Source organism: Herbaspirillum huttiense (genome assembly GCF_004367745.1).
Taxonomy (GTDB): Bacteria; Pseudomonadota; Gammaproteobacteria; order Burkholderiales; family Burkholderiaceae_D; genus Herbaspirillum; species Herbaspirillum huttiense.
Window position 1 is genome coordinate 3,655,669 of sequence record NZ_CP037993.1, and the last position, 20,521, is coordinate 3,676,189.

General features: G+C 63.8%; 20 protein-coding genes. 3 read left to right on the forward strand and 17 right to left on the reverse strand.

Annotated elements, in window-relative coordinates; translation table 11 throughout:
• Positions 1-13 precede the first annotated feature (13 nt).
• Positions 14-865, forward strand: a complete 852-nt coding sequence (gene fnr, locus E2K99_RS16410; RefSeq protein ID WP_039784830.1) for a fumarate/nitrate reduction transcriptional regulator Fnr — start codon at positions 14-16, stop codon at positions 863-865.
• Positions 866-950: 85 nt separating this feature from the next.
• Here the strand turns inward: fnr and E2K99_RS16415 are convergent, their stop codons facing one another.
• From E2K99_RS16415 to hemN, 11 genes are all read right to left on the reverse strand, one after another.
• A complete protein-coding gene (locus tag E2K99_RS16415; protein WP_039784829.1) occupies positions 951-1,208 on the reverse strand; it encodes a hypothetical protein in 258 nt (85 codons plus the stop codon).
• Between the two features lie 75 nt (positions 1,209-1,283).
• Positions 1,284-1,829, reverse strand: a complete 546-nt coding sequence (locus tag E2K99_RS16420) for a FixH family protein (RefSeq protein WP_134222904.1) — start codon at positions 1,827-1,829, stop codon at positions 1,284-1,286.
• A 53-nt stretch (positions 1,830-1,882) separates the two neighbouring features.
• Positions 1,883-3,370, reverse strand: coding sequence for a cytochrome c oxidase accessory protein CcoG (gene ccoG, locus E2K99_RS16425; protein WP_134222905.1), 1,488 nt, complete (start codon positions 3,368-3,370; stop codon positions 1,883-1,885).
• 140 nt (positions 3,371-3,510) lie between these two features.
• On the reverse strand, positions 3,511-4,443 hold the full coding sequence (ccoP, locus tag E2K99_RS16430) for a cytochrome-c oxidase, cbb3-type subunit III (RefSeq protein WP_039784826.1): 933 nt from the start codon (positions 4,441-4,443) through the stop codon (positions 3,511-3,513).
• A complete protein-coding gene (locus E2K99_RS16435; RefSeq protein WP_121042212.1) occupies positions 4,436-4,630 on the reverse strand; it encodes a cbb3-type cytochrome oxidase subunit 3 in 195 nt (64 codons plus the stop codon). Before E2K99_RS16435 ends, ccoP begins: the two co-directional genes overlap by 8 nt.
• A gap of 4 nt (positions 4,631-4,634) precedes the next feature.
• A complete protein-coding gene (gene ccoO, locus E2K99_RS16440; protein ID WP_039784824.1) occupies positions 4,635-5,249 on the reverse strand; it encodes a cytochrome-c oxidase, cbb3-type subunit II in 615 nt (204 codons plus the stop codon).
• Positions 5,250-5,261: 12 nt separating this feature from the next.
• Positions 5,262-6,689 (reverse strand): cytochrome-c oxidase, cbb3-type subunit I, encoded by a 1,428-nt coding sequence (gene ccoN, locus E2K99_RS16445; RefSeq protein ID WP_134222906.1) that lies wholly within the window; start codon positions 6,687-6,689, stop codon positions 5,262-5,264.
• Between the two features lie 152 nt (positions 6,690-6,841).
• Entirely contained in the window at positions 6,842-7,015 is a 174-nt protein-coding gene (gene ccoS, locus E2K99_RS16450; RefSeq protein ID WP_134222907.1) for a cbb3-type cytochrome oxidase assembly protein CcoS, read from the reverse strand.
• Positions 7,015-9,531 (reverse strand): heavy metal translocating P-type ATPase, encoded by a 2,517-nt coding sequence (locus E2K99_RS16455; protein ID WP_134222908.1) that lies wholly within the window; start codon positions 9,529-9,531, stop codon positions 7,015-7,017. The genes ccoS and E2K99_RS16455 overlap by 1 nt, the downstream gene beginning before the upstream one ends.
• A 2-nt stretch (positions 9,532-9,533) precedes the next feature.
• The gene (locus E2K99_RS16460) at positions 9,534-10,382 is read right to left on the reverse strand and encodes a sulfite exporter TauE/SafE family protein (RefSeq protein ID WP_134222909.1); all 849 of its coding nucleotides are present in this window, start codon (positions 10,380-10,382) and stop codon (positions 9,534-9,536) included.
• A gap of 13 nt (positions 10,383-10,395) precedes the next feature.
• Positions 10,396-11,847: an oxygen-independent coproporphyrinogen III oxidase gene (gene hemN / locus E2K99_RS16465; protein WP_134222910.1), complete on the reverse strand. Its 1,452-nt coding sequence runs from the start codon at positions 11,845-11,847 to the stop codon at positions 10,396-10,398.
• 468 nt (positions 11,848-12,315) lie between these two features.
• On the opposite strand from hemN, the gene E2K99_RS16470 reads away from it, so the two are divergent.
• Positions 12,316-12,870 (forward strand): AsmA family protein, encoded by a 555-nt coding sequence (locus E2K99_RS16470; RefSeq protein WP_134224133.1) that lies wholly within the window; start codon positions 12,316-12,318, stop codon positions 12,868-12,870.
• Here the strand turns inward: E2K99_RS16470 and E2K99_RS16475 are convergent.
• From E2K99_RS16475 to yddG, 6 genes are all read right to left on the reverse strand, one after another.
• Positions 12,861-14,435 (reverse strand): histidine-type phosphatase, encoded by a 1,575-nt coding sequence (locus E2K99_RS16475; protein WP_134222911.1) that lies wholly within the window; start codon positions 14,433-14,435, stop codon positions 12,861-12,863. The genes E2K99_RS16470 and E2K99_RS16475 overlap by 10 nt on opposite strands.
• Positions 14,436-14,473: 38 nt before the next feature.
• Positions 14,474-16,588, reverse strand: coding sequence for a TonB-dependent siderophore receptor (locus tag E2K99_RS16480; RefSeq protein WP_240733735.1), 2,115 nt, complete (start codon positions 16,586-16,588; stop codon positions 14,474-14,476).
• A gap of 107 nt (positions 16,589-16,695) precedes the next feature.
• On the reverse strand, positions 16,696-17,109 hold the full coding sequence (locus E2K99_RS16485) for an ExbD/TolR family protein (protein ID WP_039784993.1): 414 nt from the start codon (positions 17,107-17,109) through the stop codon (positions 16,696-16,698).
• Complete coding sequence (locus tag E2K99_RS16490; RefSeq protein WP_134222912.1) at positions 17,109-17,843, reverse strand: MotA/TolQ/ExbB proton channel family protein; 735 nt, start codon at positions 17,841-17,843, stop codon at positions 17,109-17,111. The genes E2K99_RS16485 and E2K99_RS16490 overlap by 1 nt, the downstream gene beginning before the upstream one ends.
• Before the next feature lie 22 nt (positions 17,844-17,865).
• Positions 17,866-18,570 (reverse strand): energy transducer TonB, encoded by a 705-nt coding sequence (locus tag E2K99_RS16495; RefSeq protein WP_134222913.1) that lies wholly within the window; start codon positions 18,568-18,570, stop codon positions 17,866-17,868.
• A 168-nt stretch (positions 18,571-18,738) separates the two neighbouring features.
• The gene (gene yddG, locus E2K99_RS16500) at positions 18,739-19,635 is read right to left on the reverse strand and encodes an aromatic amino acid DMT transporter YddG (protein ID WP_134222914.1); all 897 of its coding nucleotides are present in this window, start codon (positions 19,633-19,635) and stop codon (positions 18,739-18,741) included.
• 158 nt (positions 19,636-19,793) lie between these two features.
• Here yddG and E2K99_RS16505 point away from each other — a divergent pair, with 158 nt between their 5' ends.
• Positions 19,794-20,450 carry a 7-cyano-7-deazaguanine/7-aminomethyl-7-deazaguanine transporter gene (locus E2K99_RS16505; protein WP_039784818.1) on the forward strand — a complete coding sequence of 219 codons (657 nt, stop codon included), beginning with the start codon at positions 19,794-19,796 and terminating at the stop codon, positions 20,448-20,450.
• Positions 20,451-20,521 lie beyond the last annotated feature (71 nt).

Consider the following 20,521-nt stretch of genomic DNA (forward strand, 5'->3'; position numbering starts at 1 on the left):
CCGGGAACATCGTATGAACCAGCCTTGCCACTCCACTTCGCTCGCCGCTGCCAACAACGCCGCCGCGCCCCTGACCCAATGCTCGCCGCTGACTGCCGCGCGCGAAGCCGCCGCCAGCTCTGCGCTGCGCAGCTGCACCGCCTGCGGCATGCACCAGCTGTGCCTGCCCATGGGCCTGGATGAATCCGACATGAAACGCCTGGACAAGATCATCGGCCGCCGCAAAGTCGCCCGCGATGACTTCCTGTACCGTATCGGCGACCGCTTCACCGCGCTCTACGCCGTGCGTGTGGGCCATTTCAAGACCTATCAGGAAAACCTCGACGGCGACCGCCAGATCACCGGTTTCCAGATGCCTGGCGAACTGCTGGGCATGGATGCCATCAGCACCGAGCAGCATCAATGCGATGCAGTGGCCCTGCAGGACAGTGAAGTCTGCGAGATCCCGTTTGCCCGCCTGGAACAGTTGTTCGGCCAGATCCCGCATCTGCTGCGTCACTTCCATCGCATGATGAGCCACGAGATCACCAGCGAACAGAACGTCATCATGCTGCTGGGGAACATGCGTGCGGAGCAGCGCTTTGCTGCCTTCCTGGTGAATTTGTCTTCACGTTATGCCGCACGCGGCTATTCTTCGACGCGCTTCCAGCTGCGCATGACGCGTCAGGACGTCGGCAACTACCTGGGTCTGACCATCGAAAGCATCAGCCGCCTGATTTCCAAGTTCCGCAAGCAAGGCCTGCTGGCGGTGGAACAACGCGATGTGGAAGTGGTGGACCTGGCCGCGCTCAAGCGCCTGGCGGCCGGCGTCGATGCCTGCACACCGGCACCGGCGGCAGCAGCTACCGCGCGAGCAGCCAGCTGAGGGCATACAGGCTTGAAACCGGTGGCATCACCGGCTTCGAGCCAACCCCAGTCTATTCAATGTTGATTGAAGCGCTCCAAGGCGTTCAGCCTTGGACGTAATGACGCAAGCGCTCTCTCGGCAGGGCGCGCGTCAGCCTCACGGCCAGCAGGCCGCAGACGGCGAAACTTCCCCAGAAACAGAAGAACCCGACGGTATAGGCGCCCAGCGCTTCCCATTCGTGGCCGGACACCATGGCCAGCTCCTCGGGATTGAACAGGGAAAAGAACACGCCCTCGGCCGCGATGGCCATCAGGAAAGCCACCCAGACCACGATGGCAAGATTGCGTTGCTGTTTGCGCATGGCTGTCTCCTTGACGCATGAAGTTTCATCCGAAGATGGCCGGTCTTGAAGCCGGCTTCACTCCAGCTTAGCGCATTATTCGGCCGGTGCGTAGGCCTCCGCATTCATTTCGATGCTGCGCTGTTGCGGCCACACCCAGGACCCGTGCAGGCGCCAGCGATGGCTGCCGTCCTCGGCCACCAGGCGCCAGCGTGCCTGCTCCATCTCCGCCAGCGGTACCGAGAAGCTACCATCGGCGGCCGGACGCACCAGCAGCGTGCGGTCCTTGGCCGGCTGGGTCGGGTGCACCAGGTTCAGCACCAGGGTCTGGCCCTCTTCGCCGGCGGCAGGCACCTGGCGCATCTGCAGGCGGCCGCGCAGCACGGCAGCGGCCGGGTCATAGGCGATGCCGATGGCCGCGCCCAGCCTTTGCGCCTCATGATCGCGGCGCAGGTCCTTGTTGATGGCCTTGCCCTGCTTGTAGTAATCGTCGGCCACCAGGGCATCGGCCCGCGAGATGGCCAGCCAGGCGGTAAAGATCCCCGCTACCACCACAACGGCCGGGCCGGACATCAGCAGCCAGGGCCAGCGGTGACGATACCAGGGAGCGGTGTTGCCAAGCTTGGGGGAGACAGTCTGCATGGTTTCCTCTCGATATGACGTTTGGTTCATGTGATTTTTGCCAGCTGCCGCCCTCAGCGGCGCGGCACCAGGAAGACGGCCTTCTCGCTGACATGCAGCGCGGGCTGGTCCTCGGCCTGCAATTCGATGTGAATTTTGTTGGAACCGGACTCACCCGCTCCATGCGGCGCCCTCACCCGCACCGGCACCATCAGCGTCTGGGTGGCGGCCAGTTCGATGGGGCCGGCCGGATCGACGGTCAGTCCTTCGATACCGCTCGCACTGATGCGATAGCGATGGCCGCGCTCATCGGTGTTGATGACTTGCAAGCGGTAGACGTTTTCGATGATGCCGTCCTCCACCTCTCGGCCCATGGAACCGCGATCACGGATCACGTCCAGCTTCAGCGGCGTGCGTACCACCAGCGAGCCCAGGAACAGCGCGATCACCGCACCCAGGATGGCGGTGTAGATCAGGATGCGCGGACGGAACAGGCGGCGGCGGATCTCCGGCGTCGAGAAGCCCTGCTCGATGGCGTTCTCGGTGGAATAGCGGATCAGGCCGCGCGGGCGGTCGATCTTGTCCATCACGCTGTCGCAGGCATCCACGCATGCCGCGCAGCCGATGCACATGTATTGCAGGCCCTGGCGGATGTCGATGCCAGTCGGACAGACCTGGACGCACATGGTGCAGTCGATGCAATCGCCCGCCTTGCGCCCCTCCTGCAGCTTGGCTGCCTTGGCCGCCGGCATGCGCGGCTCGCCACGGGCGTTGTCATAGGTGATGACCAGGGAGTCACGGTCGAACATGGCGCTCTGGAAGCGGGCATAGGGGCACATGTACTTGCAGACCTGCTCGCGCATCCAGCCGGCATTGCCATAGGTGGCGAAGGCGTAGAAGGCGATCCAGAAGCTCTCCCACGGGCCCAGTGCGAACTGGCCGATTTCCGGCAACAACTCGCGCATCGGCGAGAAGTAGCCGACGAAGCTGATGCCGGTCCACAGGGCCAGGCCGCCCCAGGCCAGGTGCTTGGCGGACTTGCGCCAGAGCTTGTCGAACGACCAGGGCTGGCGGTCCAGGCGCATGCGGGCACTGCGGTTGCCTTCGATGCGGCGTTCGATCCACAGGAAGATCTCGGTGTAGACCGTCTGCGGACAGGCGTAGCCGCACCAGACGCGGCCGGCGATGGCCGTGAAGAGGAACAGGCTGAAGGCGCAGATGATCAGCAGCGCGGCCAGCCAGATGAAGTCTTGCGGCCACAGCACCAGGCCGAACAGATAGAACTTGCGTGAGGCCAGGTCGAACAGCACGGCCTGGCGCTCGTTCCAGTTGATCCACGGCAGGCCGTAGAACACCAGCTGCGTCAGGAATACGCACAGCCAGCGCAGGCTGGCAAAGCGTCCCTGGATCTCGCGCGGGTAGATCTGTTCACGCGCGGCATACATGCGGATGACGGCGTATTCATCCTTGCTCTCCTTCGTCGGCAAATCCTGCTGCGTTCCTGCCTCGGGTGGCGGGTCCCCTTCCTTGCCCTGCCTGGGTGTCATTGCGGCCTTGTTCATGGTCTTGCCTGCTCTGCTTTCGCTCTCTGTCATGCGCCCCTTGGCCGGGCGCGGCCGATATGGCCATCACGAAGAACGCCGGGGCCGCGCAGCTCTGTGTCTGCGTCGGCCCCGGCGCGGGTTCAACTGCTCATCGGGGCCTACTTGGCCTCTGCGTTGCTGGGCTTGTTGGACAAGCTCCAGACATAGGCCGCCAGCACATGTACCTTGGGTTCACCGAGGAATTCGCCAAACGCCGGCATGGTGTTGTCGCGGCCCTTGTTGATGGTCTCCTTGATGGTGTCGATGCTGCCGCCATAGAGCCAGATCTTGTCCGACAGGTTGGGCGCGCCCAGGGCTTGGTTGCCCACACCGCCAGGGCCGTGGCAAGCCATGCAGGCGGCAAACTTGGACTTGCCCAGTTCGGCCTTGATCGGATCATGGGCCGAATTGGACAGGCTCAGCACATAGTTGGCGACGTTGTCGACATCCTTGTCGGTACCCACCGCTGCAGCCATGGGCGGCATGACGCCGTGACGGCCCTTGAGGATGGTTTCCTTGATGATCTCGGGCGTGCCGCCATGCAGCCAATCGTTGTCGGTCAAGTTGGGGAAGCCCTTGTTGCCGCGCGCATCCGAACCGTGGCACTGCGCGCAGTAGGTCAGGAACAGGCGCTCGCCGATGGCATGGGCCTGCGGGTCGGCGGCCACCACCTTCAGGTCCTTCTTGAGGTAGCTGTCGAAGAGCGGTCCGTACTTGGCTTCGGCCTGCTTGACGTCGGCATCATGCTCGCCGGTCGAACGCCAGCCCAAGGTACCGGGCAGGTTGCCCAGGCCCGGATAGGCGATCAGGTAGCCCACCGAGAAGATGATGGTGATGTAGAACAGCCACATCCACCAGCGCGGCAGCGGGTTGTTCAGTTCGGTCAGGTCGTCGTCCCAGACGTGGCCGGTGGTCGAACCGGCAACCGGCTGGTCGCCCTTCTTGACCTTCCAGCTCGACTGCTGCCACAGCAGCAGCGCGCAACCGGCGATGCCCAGCACGGTCAGGACGATGATCCAGATGTTCCAGAAACCACTGGTGAAATCAGCCATGACGCACCTCCTTGTCGCTGCTGTCGGCAGCGGGCTGGCCGATGTCGCCGTCGGCGAAGGGGATCATCTCGGCTTGCTTGAAATCAGCGGGCTTGTGGCCGACATAGGTCCACCACAGGATGCCGGCAAAGGTGATGAAGCTGATCAGCGTGATCAGGCTGCGTGGGTCGGTCAACATTTCAATCATGGTCTTATCTCTCCGCCTTGATCAGGATGCCCAGGCCTTGCAGGTAGGCGATCAGCGCATCCTGTTCGGTCTTGCCGGCCAGTTCGGCCGGGGCATTCTTGATGTCTTCTTCGGTGTACGGGTCGCCGATGCGCTTCAATGCCTTCATGCGCGAGACGATGTCGTAGTTGTCCAGCTTGGCCTGCTCCAGCCACGGGTAGGCCGGCATGTTGGACTCCGGTACCACGTCACGCGGGTTGTGCAGGTGGGCGCGATGCCATTCATCGCTGTAGCGGGCGCCGACGCGGGCCAGGTCCGGGCCGGTGCGCTTGGAACCCCACTGGAAGGGGTGGTCATAGACCGACTCGCCGGCGACCGAGTAGTGGCCATAACGCTCGGTCTCGGCGCGCAGCGGGCGAATCATCTGCGAGTGGCAGTTGTAGCAGCCCTCGCGGATGTAAACGTCGCGGCCAGCCAGGCGCAGGGCCGAATAAGGCTTGAGGCCGGCGATCGGTTCGGTGGTCGATTTCTGGAAGAACAGCGGCACGATCTCGGCCAGGCCACCCACACTGACCACCAGCAGCACCAGGCCAATGAGCAGCCAGGGGTTCTTCTCAATCCATTCATGCGAAAACTTCATACTTTCCCCCAATCAGTGCGCAGCGTTGGTCACGGCAGGAATCGGTGCGACAGCCAGTTCGGTGCCGCGCATGGTGCGCCAGGTGTTGTAGGCCATCACCAGCATGCCGGACAGGTACATCAGGCCGCCCATCAGACGAATGATGTAATACGGGTAGGTTGCCTTGACCCCTTCGACGAAGCTGTAGGTCAGGGTGCCGTCGGCATTGACCGCACGCCACATCAGGCCTTGCATGACGCCAGCAATCCACATGGCGGCGATGTAGAGCACGATACCGATGGTGGCAACCCAGAAGTGGATCTCGATCAAGTCCTTGCTCCACATCTGGGTCTTGCCGGACAGGCGCGGAATCAGGTAATACATCGCCCCCATGGTGACGAAACCGACCCAGCCCAAGGCACCGGAGTGCACGTGGCCAATGGTCCAGTCGGTGTAGTGGGACAAGGCGTTGACGGTCTTGATGGCCATCATCGGACCTTCAAAGGTGGACATGCCGTAGAAGGACAGCGAGACCACCAGGAACTTCAGGATGGGATCGGTACGCAACTGGTGCCAGGCGCCCGACATGGTCATCATGCCGTTGATCATGCCGCCCCAGGACGGTGCCAGCAGGATCAGCGAGAACACCATGCCCAGCGACTGGGTCCAGTCAGGCAATGCGGTGTAGTGCAGGTGGTGCGGACCGGCCCACATGTAGGTGAAGATCAGTGCCCAGAAGTGCACGATCGACAGGCGGTAGGAATAGACCGGACGGTTGACCTGCTTGGGGATGAAGTAATACATCATGCCCAGGAAGCCGGCGGTCAGGAAGAAGCCCACCGCGTTGTGGCCGTACCACCACTGGATCATGGCATCCTGTGCGCCGCTGTACATCGAGTACGACTTGGTCAGCGTGGCCGGCATGGTCATGCCGTTGACGATGTGCAGGATGGCCACGGCGATGATGAAAGCACCGTAGAACCAGTTCGCCACGTAGATGTGCTTGACCTTGCGCTTGACGAGGGTGCCGAAGAACACCACGGCGTAGGCCACCCAGACGACGGCGATCAGGATGGTGATGGGCCATTCCAGCTCGGCGTATTCCTTGCCGCGGGTCAGTCCCATTGGCAGCGTGATGGCTGCACCGACGATCACCAGCTGCCAGCCCCAGAAGGTGAAGGCCGCCAGGAAGTCGGAGAACAGCCGCACCTGGCAGGTGCGCTGCACGACGTAATACGAGGTTGCCATCAGCGCACAGCCGCCGAAGGCAAAGATCACTGCGTTGGTATGCAAGGGACGTAGCCGGCCGAAGCTCAGCCAGGGAATCCCCATGTTCAATTCGGGCCATGCCAGCTGGGCGGCGATGATCACGCCGACCAGCATACCGACTACGCCCCACAGGATGGTCGCCACGGTGAATTGGCGCACAACCGTGTAGTTGTAGCTATTTTCTTTGCTCACGAAACTCTCCCCACTTTGTTGAGTACTGTTCAATGCGAGCTTACGGGGCAAGCCTCCGGGGGGCATTGACGTGTATCAAGTGGAAAGAGAGCCAAAGAAAAATGCAGGCAATTGCGGCGTTATTTGCACGAACGGGCAGGCGCGAGAGCAGCTCAGGCGGGATCGTGCCGGTCCTGCTGCGGGGCAATGTCGTCGTCGTGGAGGATGCGCATGGCCGGTCCTTCGAGATCATCGAACTGACCGCCGTCGGAGGCGCGGAAGAACACCCAGATCGCCAGGAAGACCAGCAAGGTACTGAGTGGAATGAGGAGATAGAGCGCTTCCATCAGGCCCCTCCCGCCAGCGCTGGCTGGACCGCTGGAACACTTGCCGGCACCTGCCGTGCCGCGCGCGTGGCACGGCTCAGGCGCAGCGCATTGCCGACCACCAGCAGCGAACTGGCCGACATGCCCACCGCCGACATCCACGGATCAAGCAGTCCGAAAGCCGCCGCCGGAATGGCGAGGAAATTGTAGACGCTGGCCCACACCAGGTTCTGACGCACGATGCGCATGGTCCGGCGGGCCATCTGCGCACATTGCGCGACGGCCGACAGGCGATCGCTCATGATGACGGCATCCGCACTGACCTGGGCCAGAGCCGCACCTTTGCCCATCGCGAAGGAGACATCGCCTGCGCGCAGCATGGCGGCGTCATTGATGCCATCGCCGACGATGGCCACCACCGCCCCGCCCTGCTGCAATTGGCGCACCACCTCCAGCTTGCGTTGCGGCGTGCAGCCGGCGATCACTTCATCGATACCGACGGCCGCTGCCACCTCGGCGCAGACCTCGGGCTGGTCACCGCTCAGGAGGATCACCCGCAACCCCTGCGCACGGAAAGCAGCCACCGTCTCCACGGTATCCGAACGCAGTGCATCGGCCAGGTCGAAGCGCGCCAGCCAACCTTGGCTGTTGCCCAGATAGACCGAACCGGCCGCTGCCGCAGCGGGCTGGTTCAGTTCGGCAGGCATGGATTGTCCTGCGATCTCGGCCACGAAGTGGCGCGCGCCCAGGCGATGCGGGACGCCATCGATGACACAATGCATGCCCGCCCCCGTGACGGAGCCGAGTTCGGCGACGTCGCAAGCGGCACTGCCACGACGCGCGGCCTCCTCCACCAGCGCCTTGGCCAGAGGATGCAGACTGCCGCGCTCCATGGCAGCGGCTACCGACAGGGCCTGCGCTTGGGGAATGCAACTCCACAGCGCCGTCATCTGCGGCCGGCCTTGCGTGAGCGTGCCGGTCTTGTCGAAGAGGATGGTATCGGCACGCTGCAAGGTTTCCAGCACGTTGCCGCGCACGACCAGCGTACCTTCGCGCAGCAGGCGGTCGGCGGCGGCAGCCAGGGCCGATGGCGTCGCCAGCGACAGCGCGCAGGGGCAGGACACCACCAGCACCGCAATCGCTGTAGCCCAGGCGCGCGCCGGATCAATCAGATGCCAGGCAATGAAAGTGATCGCCGCCAGCAGCAGCAAGGCCACCACGAAACGCGAGGCCACGATGTCGGCCCACTGCGCCAGTGCCGGCTTGCCCTGTCCGGCCTGCTCCGCCAGACGGGTGATGGACGCGAGCGTGCTATCGCGTGTGGTGCGCACCACACGCAGCAGCACCGGCTGGCTCAGGTTGACCGCGCCGCCCGGCGCTTCCTGACCGGGCTGGAAAGCTTGCGGACGGCTTTCGCCTGACAGAAGCGCCAGGTCCAGTTCAGCCACGCCTTCGAGCAGGCAGGCATCGGCGGCGATGGTGTCACCGGGGCGGGCCAGGATCACGTCACCGGCCTGCAATTGGCTGGCGGCCACCAGCGTCGTCTCACGTTGCAGCGGATACCCGCGCAGTACCAGCGCCGATGCCGGGAAAGCCTGTTGCATGCGCTCCAGCGCTGCCGCCGATTTGCGCCGCGCGGCAGTCTCAAGATAGCGGCTGGCCAGCAGCAGGAAAATGAACATGCTCACGCTGTCGAACCAGATCTCACCCTCGCCGCGCCAAGTGGCAATGGCGCTGCCGGTGAAGGCCGCGGCAATGCCGATCGCCACCGGCAGGTCCATGCCCGGCGCACGCGCCCGCAGTCCTGCCCAGGCACCGGTAAAGAACGGCAAGGCCGAATAGAACACCGCCGGAATGGTCAGGAACAGACTGGCCCAGCGCATCAGCGCCATCATGTCGGGATCGATGCCTTCATGTGTCATGTAGACCGGGATGGCATACATCATCACCTGCATCATCGACAGCCCCGCGATGAACAACTGGCGGAACAGGCGGCGGCCGGCGCGGCGCGCCTGCTCGCCCTGACGCAGCGGATCGAAGGGGTAGGCCGTATAACCCAGGCCATGCAGGCCGCGCAGGATGGTGGAAGTAGAACAGCGCGCAGGATCACGGCGGATATGCAGGCGCGCACTGGCCACGTTGAGTTCGGCCATGTCGATACCGGGCAGACGGGCCAGGTATTTCTCGATCAGCCAGACGCAGGCGGCGCAGCGCAAGCCATCGATGGAAAGCACCAATTCCTGCGCGTGGTCCCCTGTGTCAGAAACTTCACCTTCGGCCGTCTGCCCAGGCAGATCCACCAAGGCCAGCTCGGGTGGCAGCAACTGTTCTGGATCGATGCGGGCAGAGGGAACGGTCCGCCGCAGGTAGAAATCTTCACATCCGCTTTCGACGATGAGCCGGGCCACGCTCTGGCAGCCCACACAGCACAGGGTCCGGTTGAGCCCACCGATGTCCAGCGTCCAGGACTCCCCCGCCGGCACAGGCTGGCCGCAATGGAAACACAGGTTCGCCGCATCACTCCCGTCGTCGTGCATGCTCATCCTCCGTGCACCGGGCTGACGCAGAACACGTCGATCCAGCCGCGCGCAATGCCCAGGCCGCCAATCTCGGCGGCACGCAGCAAACCCAACAACCCGAAGGCCAAGACGATCACGCCGGCGCTGCGCCGCACCCAAGGGCGCGCAGCCAACTGGCGCAAGCGTGCACCGGACATGCCGGCCACCAGCAGCACCGGCAAGGTGCCCGCCCCGAAGGCCAGCATGGTCAGCGCGCCTTGCACGGCGCTGCCGGCCATGAGGGCGGTGAGCAAGGCACTGTAGACCATCCCGCACGGCAGCCAGCCCCACAGGCTGCCCAGCAGCAGCGCCTTGGCAGGCGTATCCACTGGCACCAGCCGCGCTGCATGGGGACGCAGTCGGGACCAAAGACCGCTACCCCATTGCTCCATGCGGGACAGGGCGCTCCACCACTGGGTGAGGTACAGCCCCAGCAAGATCAGGACAAGATTGGTGATGATGTAGGCCACCGTCTGCGCCGGTGCCAGCCAGCCCAGCACATCGGCACCGCGCAACAGTCCGGCGGCGATGCCACCGGCCAGCGCGCCGGCCAGCGCGTAGCTGGACAGGCGACCGAGGTTGTAGCCCAGCACGCGCACCAGATCCTGACCGAAGGCCTGGGCCTGGGCCTGGGCGGAGCCGGCGACATGAAGGGGAATGATGCGATGCACCGCACGCCCCGGCGCTGCGGCCATGGCCAGCGCCTGTGCGGCCGGGGCGGGCGCGCGCGGCGGCGCGGCTGAACTGAGCGCACCGATGATGCCGCCGCACATGCCGATGCAGTGGACGCTGCCCATCAGGCCTACCAGGAAGATCGGCAGCAGGTTCATCGACGCGCCCCGCTCACACGGTCTGCGAATAACGCTGCGGTGTGTCCTTGTTCTGGCTTGCGGCTTTTTCGCGGTCCTGGGTCAGGTAGCGATCGAACACCATGCAGATGTTGCGAATCAGCAGACGGCCCTTGGGCTCGACCGTGATCCATTCGGGTTCGATATTGATGAGGCCGTCCTCTTCCAGTTGCTTCAGCTTTTCCATCTCCGGCGCGAAGTATTCGCGGAAGACGATGGGATAGGCGATCTCCAGCGAATTGATCGACAGCTCGAAATTGCACATCAGCCGCTGGATGATCAGACGGCGCAGCACGTCGTCCATGCCCAGCTGGATGCCGCGGGCGATGGGCAGCGTGGAATTTTCCAGACGGGCGTAATAGCCGTCCAGGGTCTTTTCATTCTGGCTGTAGCTGCCGCCCACGGCGCTGATGGCCGAGACGCCGCACGCGACCAGGTCGGTCTCCGAATGGGTGGAGTAGCCCTGGAAATTTCGATGCAGGCGGCCCTGCTGCTGGGCGATGGCGAGATCGTCAGTGGGCTTGGCGAAGTGATCCATACCGATGTAGACGTAACCGGCGCCGGTCAGCTGGCGGATGCACAGCGAGAGCATGTCCAGCTTGCTGTCGGCGCTGGGCAGGTCTTCTTCCTTGATCTGGCGCTGGGTCTTGAACAGCGCCGGCATATGCGCATAGTTGTAGACGGCGATGCGGTCCGGGCTGGCGGCGATGACCTTGGCCAGCGTGCGCGACATCGACATCACGTTTTGCTTGGGCAGCCCGTAGATCAGGTCAATGCTGACCGAACGGAAGCCGGCTTCACGCGCGGCAGCGATGATCTGCAGGGTCTGTTCTTCGGATTGCACGCGATTGACCGCCAGCTGGACTTCCGGATCGAAATCCTGCACGCCCAGGCTGATGCGGTTGAAGCCCTGCTCGCGCAGCTTGTGGACACGCGCCACCGACACCGTGCGCGGATCGATCTCGATCGAATACTCACCGACGTGATCCGGAGCCAGCGTGAAGCTGTGGCGGATATGGTTCATCAGGTCCGACATCTGCTCGTCCGAGAGATAAGTCGGCGTACCGCCACCGAAGTGCAGCTGCTCGACCTGGTTCATGCCGGAGAAAAGCGAGCCCTGCATGCTGATCTCGCGCTTGAGGTAGCTCAGGTAGAGCGCGGCCTTGGCGCGGTTCTTGGTGACGATCTTGTTGCAGGCGCAGTAATAGCAGATGGTGTCGCAGAACGGGATGTGCAGGTACAGCGACAGCGCCCGCCAGGCGCTCATGTTGCGGCGGTCGGAGACCGCATGCAGGTAGTCGGTGACGGCGAAGTCACTCGAAAAGCGATCTGCCGTGGGATAGGACGTGTAACGCGGACCACGCTGGTCCATTTTGCGCAGGACGGCCTTGTTCATGCCGGCGAGACTGGCGGATGGATGCAGGATGGACGGATGGGCGACTTGCATGCGATGCTCCTGGCCGGCTGCCACGCCGGACTGACGCGGCGCGCACATGCGCTGGGCCGCGAGCCCACCGGGCGAGCTGGTATTGACTGGAGCTTGCAGAATAGACAGATCACTGCAGGACCGCATTGATGTGCATCAAAGGGTCAGGACCTGTTGCCGGAGCGGCATCTACAGCAAGCCTGAAACCGCCGTCTGTGGTGCCAATGTCACGCGGCGTCTTCGTCCTGCCGCTTTTTGATTGCATTTCGGTATTGTCGCGCTTTACAGAGCGATGCGCCAAACCCTAGGCTGCGATGGACGGCATCTGACCGTCTTTCATCTTCAATCCCGGGGGATTTCTTCGTGCACCGTTTCCAACTTTCCTGCGCTTGTCTCATCAGCCTGGCTGCCCTTGGCAGCACCGCCCAGGCCGCCAATCTCGGCCTCAGTGGCGAACTCGGCACTACCGGCGTGGGCGTCCACCTGAGCGTGCCGCTGGCGCAACAGCTCAATGCCCGCTTCGGGGTCAACTATTTTGATTATTCCTTCAACTCCAGCACCAATGATGTGAACTACGATGCCAAAGCCAAGCTGCGCACCTTCGATGCGCTGCTGGACTGGTTCCCGTTCGACAACGGCTTCCGCCTCTCCGGCGGCGTGGTCTACAACGGCAACAAGATCGACGCCACCGGCAAACCCAAGGCCAACGGCATCTATACCATCAATGGCAACGTCTATACCGCTTCACAGGCAGGCCAGGTCGATGGCCGCATCGATTTCAAGAAGTTCGCGCCCTACGTGGGCCTGGGCTGGGGCAACGCAGTCGCCCCGGCCAAGCCGGGCTGGGGCTTCACGGCCGACCTGGGCGTGATGTTCCAGGGCAATGCCTCGACTTCGGTCAGCAACTCCGGCTGCAACGCCCCCGCCGCAATCTGCGCGCGCCTGGCCACCGACGTGGCGGCCGAAAACGCCCAGCTCAGCGACAAGGTGCATGGCTACAACCTGTATCCGGTGCTGCGGGTGGGCGTGAGCTATCAGTTCTGATTGTGCTCTTCGGCCTTGCGGGCCGATCCGTAACAGGCCCGCAAGGCGCGATAGTCGTAGTAATGGCTGCCCGGCGAAAGCCGCGCAGCATCGCAGTCCGGCTTGAAATCCATCTCCGCTTCGTTGTACAGCAGGCGCACCACGGTGCGGCCTGCGGCATTGGCGAACATGTCCCATTGCAGGTTGGCAGCCATCGGCGCAATCTGCGCACCACGCCAGCCATTGCTGGCCGGGGCATAGGGTTCGCGCTCAGCCACCTGCTGCGATGCGCCGGGCAGGCCCAGCAGCGCAGCCAGCGGGATCACGATCTCGGCGTGGGCGAACCGCAGCTTGGCCAGATGGCGACGCTGACCGCGTTCAATGGCATCGGCCTCATCAAAAAAATCCTGCAGCAGGATGCGCGCCATGCGCCAGGTCACATCGCCCTGCTCCACCATGCCCGGCCCCTTGCTGTAGAAGTCTTCAGCATCTTCAGCCTCGGCGTAACGCTGCGCCGCCAACGGCGGCATGAATCGTTCAAATTCCTTCACATCGCTGCCAGCCTGCTCCAGTTCGCTGCGCATGCCGGCACTGATGGCATAAAGGTCGTAGAGCGCCCAGGCGGCCTGCAACCCGTTGACAATCACGCTGCGGCCATCGCCGGTCAGCGTGTTGGTGTAACGGCCATCGGCGCTGGTAAATGTCAGCGTGCCGCTGTTGCTGAAACGGTATCTCCCCTGCCCCAGCCGGCTCAGAAAATCCGGCTTGAACAGCCGTGCCAGGACCACATCGGCCGCCTCCTGCAAGCGCGGATCCTGCCGGATGCGGGCCAGTTGCGCCTGTAAGGTCGGACTGCGGGCATAAGCCTGGTAGGCCTGGCTGTCGCGCCAGGTCTGCAGGCGCAGCGCCTGCTGAGGATCCGCGCCGGAGGTCTCTGCCGGGGGAGTCTTGGGCAAACGGTGGAAATACAGCAGATAGGCATCGCTGGACGGCCCTTGCACCTGGTCGCGCAGACCAGGGCGGATCACCAGCAGCGCCCGGGTGAAGGCCTCGGCACTGTCCACTGCGCGATCCTTGCCGGAACTGACCACGACCACCGCGCGCCCGGCGCTGCCGGCCTGATCGAACAGGCCGGGCAGGCGCTGCACCATCCGGTGCGCCAGATCGGCATGCTCCTGCAAGCCGGTCCGGGTCTCGTTGCCATAGCCGGGCTGGCTGATGCCGGGCACCCCGGCCCCCAGCAGGAAGTTGGCGCGCAGCATGGCCTGCAAGGCCGGTCCCAGTTCGCGGCCCAGCGGGGTCAGCGCATCCTCCTGTTCGGCTTGCTGCCACAGGTGATACAAGGCCAGATCGGATTTCATCCCTGTCAGCCCGCGTGATCCATGGCGCGCCAGCAGTTGCGTGAACACCGGTTCATATCCAGGCGGAACCGGCTCCAGGCTGGCCATCGTCTGGCGTGGTGCGTAGGGGGTCTTGGTCTGGCGATCATCACGATCGGCGGCCTGCGCCAGGCTGGCGGCCAGCAGCAAGCCGCTCAGCCAGACACAGGCCCTTGCGGGCTGACGGGAGAACAGGCCACCGATCATGTTGTTTCATCCTTTCCGAATCAGGAAAACCTTGGCACTCAGAAGTCTGCGCGCACGTTCAGGTTCAGGGTACGCGGCGCACCCACGTTCAGGTAGGTTTCCTGATAGTAGGTCCAGTACTTGCGATTGGCCAGGTTGGTGATGTTGGCGCTCCAGGTCGTCATGTGGCCACCGATGCGGGTGCGATAGTTCAGCCCGGCATCAAACAGGCTGTACGGCGAGAGCATGTTGGCATTGGCCGAATCCAGCGCCATGGTGCCGACATACTGCGCGCCGGCATGCAATTGCAGCCCCGGCAACGCTGCCACGCGGTAAGTCAATTGCGCACCGGCTTGCATATCGGCTGCACCGACGGCGCGCTTGCCGTTGACCGCGGCCGCCGCATGAGTGATCTCCGAGCCCATGACCATCACGCTGCCATCCAGGCTCAAATCACGCGTGAGCTGCAGCGAGCCATTGGCTTCCACGCCGCGATACACGCTCTGGCCATCGGCCACGTAGACGTTGGCGCTGTTGATGTACTGCGAGCCGCGCTCGATGCGGAACAGTGCCAGGCTGCCGTTCCAGCCGTCGTGCTCGGTCTTGACGCCCACTTCAGCCTGTTTGCTCTTGATCGGCGCGAAGGTCTGGTTGGCATTGACGGTGGTGGTCGGCGCGGAGGCACTCTGCTCCAATGCCTCGGCATAGCTGACGTAGACCGTGGTATCGGCGCGCGGCTTGTACATCACGGCTGCCGTCGGGCTCAGCGGATTGGCGGTGAAGCGCGCGCTGGTGGTGTTGGCAGTGCTGTAGGCGGTATCGATGTAGTTGGTATAGCGCACACCGGCCAGTACCGACCAGCGGTCGTCGAACTTCATCGTGTCGCTGGCGAATAGCGCGGTCTGGGTGGTCTTTTCATCGCGATAAGTGCCGCCGCTGTAGTTGACGCTGTCGGCCGAGTAGATCGTCGGCGCATACAGGTTGCCGGTGCCGATGTAAGGCTTGGGCGTATTGACCGAGGAGGTCGAGAGCAGGTTCTGCGCCATCGCGCCGAACACCAGCTCATGCTGGAGGAATCCGGTGCGCACCTTGCCCTGCACCATGGCTTGCGCTTCGTTGAATTCATAGCCGTGGTATTCCGAGGTCACACGGTCACGGTAATTGCCGCTGTTGCTGGTGATGTAGTACTGGTCCTTCTTGTAGATGCGTACCGATTCGGAGTGACGCACGGCGACGCTGGCCTTCCAGTCATCTGAAAGACGGTAGTCGGCGCTCAGCGTCACCAGGCGGTAATCGACATCGGTGAAGGAGCCATTGCTGTAGAGCCGGGTCGTGCCATCCAGCGGCGAAGGAATCCTGAATCCGCTGACGATGACATCGGTGCCGCCGGTGGCGATGCGGCGCTGGTAGATGGCATCCAGCCGCACGGTCAGGTCGCTGGTGAGGCGGGCATCGAAGGATGCGCCGATGGACTGGCGGTTGATGCTGCCGTGATCGGCCTCGGTATCGCCGCTTTCGTTGACCAGGTTGACGCGGTAACCGAAGCGCTGGTCCTCGCCAAAGCGCCCGCCGGCATCGACATGTTCCTTCCAGGTGCCACCGCTGGCATAGCCGAGATCGGTGGCGAAGAAGGTGTCATCGGTCGGGCGCTTGGTGACGTAATTGATGATCCCGCCCGGCGAGCCGAAACCATACATGAAGCCGGACAAGCCCTTGAGTACTTCCACCTGCTCGAACATCTCCAGCGGCATTTCAGTCCCGCGGTTGATGTTGGCCAGGCCATCGATCTTGTAGCCGTTCAGGTCATCCAGGCGCAGGCCGCGCACCGAGATGGTGGCCGGGTGCGTGCCATTGACCGGACTGTTGTTGCTGACGCTGGCGTCGTACTTCAGCACCTCGGCCAGCGAGGTGGCCTGGCGATCTTCGATCTCGTCGCTCTTGACCGCACGCGTGGAGAACGGCGTCTCCAGTTCGGAGCGATCACCGAGGGCACCGCTGCTGACCTTCTCGGCCAGCTTCTTCTTGTCGGCGCTGTCGGTGACGGTGATCTGGGGCAGCACGCTGTCATCGGCCTGCGCCATCAGCGGGCCGGCGCTGCCCAGCAGGAGGCCGGCGCCGAGCAGGGCACGGCGCATGGTGGACGGACGGAAACGGGCAATGCGTGTGGAATTCATGTCGGACTCGCAGTGGATGTGGAGAGAGAGGGAGTTGATTTGGCTATGCAATGGACCGACCGGGCAATGCCGGCCAGTCTTCTTTTTTTATCGGGTCGTTATCGGGTTCATGGCCGCGGATCAGTCACGAAGCCGATCTTGGCCAGCCCGCCTGCCTGTGCCATGGCCATCACCTGTGCCACTTTTTCGTAGGGTGTGGTGCGAGCTGCTCGCAGATGCAGTTCCGGCGGCTGCGGTGCGGAGGCTGCCTTGCCGATGCGGGCCTGCAGTTGCGCCTGATCGACCGGTTCGTCGTTCCAGAAGGTCTTGCCGTCGGCATCGATGGCGAGGTTGATGCTGTCCGGCTTGAGCGTATCGGGTTGGGCGGTGGCGCGCGGCAGGTCGATCTTGACGGCGTTGTTCATGACCGGGACCGTGATGATGAAGATGATCAACAGCACCAGCATCACGTCCACCAGCGGGGTGGTGTTGATCTCGGGATTGAAGTCATCGTCCGAATCGGAGAGGGAACCCATGCCCATCATGCAGCTCCCCGCGTGCGCAGGCGCATGGCCGGGGCCTGTTTCGACGCGGCAGAGGCGGCATCGGCGCGCGCCCCGGTGACGAACAGCGCATGCAGTTCGAAACCGAACTTGTTCAGTCGCGCGAGGATGCTCTTGTTGCCGCGCAGGAGCGCGTTGTAGCCAAAGGTGGCGGGAATGGCCACTGCCAGCCCGAGCGCCGTCATGATCAACGCTTCGCCGACCGGACCGGCGACCTTGTCGATGCTGGCCTGGCCGCTGCTGCCGATGGAGACCAGGGCGTGGTAGATGCCCCAGACCGTGCCGAACAAGCCCACGAAGGGAGCCGTCGAGCCGACCGAGGCCAGCACCGCCATGCCCGACTGCAGGCGGGCCGAGGCTTCATCGATGGCCTGGCGCAGCGACAGCGTGACCCACTCGCTGACCGGCAGGCGATCCTGCAACTGGCCCTGGTGCGTGGTGTGGTGATCGACTGCGCCCTGGCCGGCGCTGGCAAGCGCGGCAAAGGGATTGTCGCGGCCCAGCAGGGTGATGCCGGCGGCGACGTTGCCAGCCTCCCAGAACGCGTGGCCTGCGGCGTGCGCCGGAGTACGGTAGCGCCACAATTGCAGGGCCTTGGTCACGATCACATACCACGAGGCCATCGACATCATCGTCAGCAGAAGCGCCACCGCCTTGGTGACGACATCGCCTTGCGACCACAGGGCCGTGAGGCCGTAGGGACTTGCATCCATTGCTGATTCCTTTCGTTCGGGGTTACTGCGTCAATTGAAATTTGATCGGTACGACCACATAGGCAGGCAGCGCCCTGCCCTGCTCCACATAGGGCTGGAAGCGCGCGCGCTGAACGGCCTCGCGCGCGGCCTGGTCGAGGCTGGCGATGCCGGAGGAGCGTTCCAGCGCAATCTGCTCCACCCCGCCCTGGGCATTGATCAGCACGCGCAGCAGCACCTCGCCTTCATCGCCGCGACGGCGGGCTGCAGCGGGATAGACCGGCTGCGGTGCAGTGAGGTACTGAACGCCGCTGGTAATGACGGGCGGGCGGATCATCGGGGCGGCCGGCGTCACCGGGGCAGCGGCGGCCTCGGGCGCAGACGCTGGAGCAGCTGGCGCGGATGGCGCAGATGACGTATCGGCAGAAGTGACCATGGCCGGCGCGGGTGCCACGGCCTGACGGGGGTGCGGCATGGGTGTCGGCCGCAATGGCACGGTGCGCACGGGGGCTGCAGGATGCGGTGAAGTCGCAGGCAAGGGCGGCGGCGGTGCGGACTCGAGGAGTGCCAGCATCACGGTGGGCGGTACCGGTGGCGTGGAAATGGGCACGGGCAAGGCGTGCATCTGCGTGGCCAGCCACAGCAAGCCCAGATGCGCAGCCAGCACCAGCAGCGCCGGCTGCGCTCTGCGCAGCATGGCCGCACCGGGTACCGTGCGCTGTGGAGAAAGAGGAAGGGATGACAGCATGACTCTTGCCGCGTTGCGCGGCCTTGCTCTGAAAAAAGCAGGAGTCTAGGCAGTCATGATGACCTCGCCGTTACGCGTCGATGACAACGGCGTCAGGAAAGCCCGATGCGATGTAAAACTTTGTTAGCAGCGTCCCAGGCTGGGAACTCCGCCGCCCGTAGCGGGAGATCAATCCTTTCTGCGTCCAGCAGCGGTGGCGCGCCAGCAGAGAATCGATCCGGCACACACCAGCGCCGCGCCGACCCAGAACGACGGCGGCAGCGGCGCGCGCAGCAGCGCGGCCGACAGTGCGGAGGAAAACACCGGGATGAAATACGATGCCCCCGCCAGCACTGTCACGTTGCCATGCAGGATGCCCACATTCCAGGCTGCATAACCCAGCCCCATGGCGGCAGCCGCCAGCAGCAGATAGACCAGCGCGGGCACGCTGAAGGAAAGTTCAGCGGCATGACCGCCCAGCAGGACCTTCACCCACAAGGCCAAGGCCACCAGCATGAAGAAAGGGGTCACACCGTTCCTGCCCTCGGCGATGCGGGTGGTCACGGTGCAGTAGGCCGCCCAGATCAGGGCACCGATGAAGGCCAGGCCGTAGCTCAGGGGATTGTCCTGGATGTTGGTCAGCATGACCGGCAGGTCCAGGCCCTGATTGCCGCCCAGCACCCAGCAGATGCCCAGCATGGACAGGATGAAGCCCGGCACCACCAGCAGCGTCGCGCGCTGCCCGCCGAAGAGAATCGCCGCCACCAGCGTGAAGGTCGGCCACAGGTAGTTGACCATGCCCACTTCGATGGCCTGGCGGCCGCTATGGGCGTAGCCGATCGAGAGCGACAGGCACAGTTCATACGCCACGAACAGCACGCTGCCCCACACCAGATACCTGCGCGGGAAGCTGGACAGGCGCGGGAAACCGACCGACACCATCAGGATCAGTGAGGCCACCGTATAGATGGCTGCCGCGCCGCCGGTGGCACCGAGATGTTCGCTCACGCCTCGGATCAGGCCAACGATGGCGCTCCACAAGAGCACGGCGCTCAAACCGATCAGGGTTGCCTTCTTGCTGTTCATTGCACCTGCCCAAAAGCGCAAGAGTGTACCTCAAGGGCCGGGACCGGGCCTTGTGATAAAATCCTGCCCCTTCTGTCCAGTCTTCGGCGGCCATTGCCCGCGCGGCGACCGGACGTGTGCCATGGGTTCCCTCGCCCCCATTCATCAAAAAGGTTCATATGACGACTCTCGACCTGCGCCGCCATGCCGCGCTGCTGACCTGGCTTTCCCTGTTCCACCTGCTGGTGATCACTTCCAGCAACTACCTGGTGCAATTGCCCGTTTCGATCTTCGGGCTGCATACCACCTGGGGCGCCTTCAGCTTTCCCTTCATCTTCCTGGCGACCGATCTGACGGTGCGCTTTTTCGGTGCGCCACTGGCCCGCCGCATCATCTTCGCGGTGATGCTGCCGGCCCTGTTCATCTCCTACGGCATCTCCGCCCTGTTCTACATGGGGCAATGGCAGGGCTTCGGCGCGCTGGCGCATTTCAATGTCTTCGTGGCGCGCATCGCGGCGGCCAGCTTCATGGCCTATGTGCTGGGGCAGGTGCTGGACGTGCAGGTGTTCAATCGCCTGCGGGCTTCGCGCCACTGGTGGCTGGCACCGTCAGTGTCGATGATCTTCGGCAATGCCAGCGACACCATCGCCTTCTTCTCCATCGCCTTCTGGCGCAGCAGCGATCCCTTCATGGCCGAGCACTGGGTGGAGATCGCGCTGGTCGATTACGGCTTCAAGATCGCCATCAGCCTGCTGTTCTTCCTGCCGGCGTATGGCGCGCTGATGTCTTTCCTGAAGAGCTGGTTTGGCCGCCCCTTGGCAGCCGATCCGGCTTGAGTCCTGCAGCGATTTCCATCCAACGGTAAACTTGCGGCTTTGCGCGGTCTGCCCTGGCCGCGCCCTCCTCC

Coding starts and splice junctions, on each gene's coding strand:
- fnr (WP_039784830.1), top strand. CDS start 14: ATGAACCAGCCTTGCCACTCCACTTCGCTCGCCGCTGCCAACAACGCC.
- E2K99_RS16415 (WP_039784829.1), bottom strand. CDS start 1,208: ATGCGCAAACAGCAACGCAATCTTGCCATCGTGGTCTGGGTGGCTTTC.
- E2K99_RS16420 (WP_134222904.1), bottom strand. CDS start 1,829: ATGCAGACTGTCTCCCCCAAGCTTGGCAACACCGCTCCCTGGTATCGT.
- ccoG (WP_134222905.1), bottom strand. CDS start 3,370: ATGAACAAGGCCGCAATGACACCCAGGCAGGGCAAGGAAGGGGACCCG.
- ccoP (WP_039784826.1), bottom strand. CDS start 4,443: ATGGCTGATTTCACCAGTGGTTTCTGGAACATCTGGATCATCGTCCTG.
- E2K99_RS16435 (WP_121042212.1), bottom strand. CDS start 4,630: ATGATTGAAATGTTGACCGACCCACGCAGCCTGATCACGCTGATCAGC.
- ccoO (WP_039784824.1), bottom strand. CDS start 5,249: ATGAAGTTTTCGCATGAATGGATTGAGAAGAACCCCTGGCTGCTCATT.
- ccoS (WP_134222907.1), bottom strand. CDS start 7,015: ATGGAAGCGCTCTATCTCCTCATTCCACTCAGTACCTTGCTGGTCTTC.
- E2K99_RS16455 (WP_134222908.1), bottom strand. CDS start 9,531: ATGCACGACGACGGGAGTGATGCGGCGAACCTGTGTTTCCATTGCGGC.
- E2K99_RS16460 (WP_134222909.1), bottom strand. CDS start 10,382: ATGAACCTGCTGCCGATCTTCCTGGTAGGCCTGATGGGCAGCGTCCAC.
- hemN (WP_134222910.1), bottom strand. CDS start 11,847: ATGCAAGTCGCCCATCCGTCCATCCTGCATCCATCCGCCAGTCTCGCC.
- E2K99_RS16475 (WP_134222911.1), bottom strand. CDS start 14,435: ATGATCGGTGGCCTGTTCTCCCGTCAGCCCGCAAGGGCCTGTGTCTGG.
- E2K99_RS16480 (WP_240733735.1), bottom strand. CDS start 16,588: ATGAATTCCACACGCATTGCCCGTTTCCGTCCGTCCACCATGCGCCGT.
- E2K99_RS16485 (WP_039784993.1), bottom strand. CDS start 17,109: ATGGGCATGGGTTCCCTCTCCGATTCGGACGATGACTTCAATCCCGAG.
- E2K99_RS16490 (WP_134222912.1), bottom strand. CDS start 17,843: ATGGATGCAAGTCCCTACGGCCTCACGGCCCTGTGGTCGCAAGGCGAT.
- E2K99_RS16495 (WP_134222913.1), bottom strand. CDS start 18,570: ATGCTGTCATCCCTTCCTCTTTCTCCACAGCGCACGGTACCCGGTGCG.
- yddG (WP_134222914.1), bottom strand. CDS start 19,635: ATGAACAGCAAGAAGGCAACCCTGATCGGTTTGAGCGCCGTGCTCTTG.
- E2K99_RS16505 (WP_039784818.1), top strand. CDS start 19,794: ATGACGACTCTCGACCTGCGCCGCCATGCCGCGCTGCTGACCTGGCTT.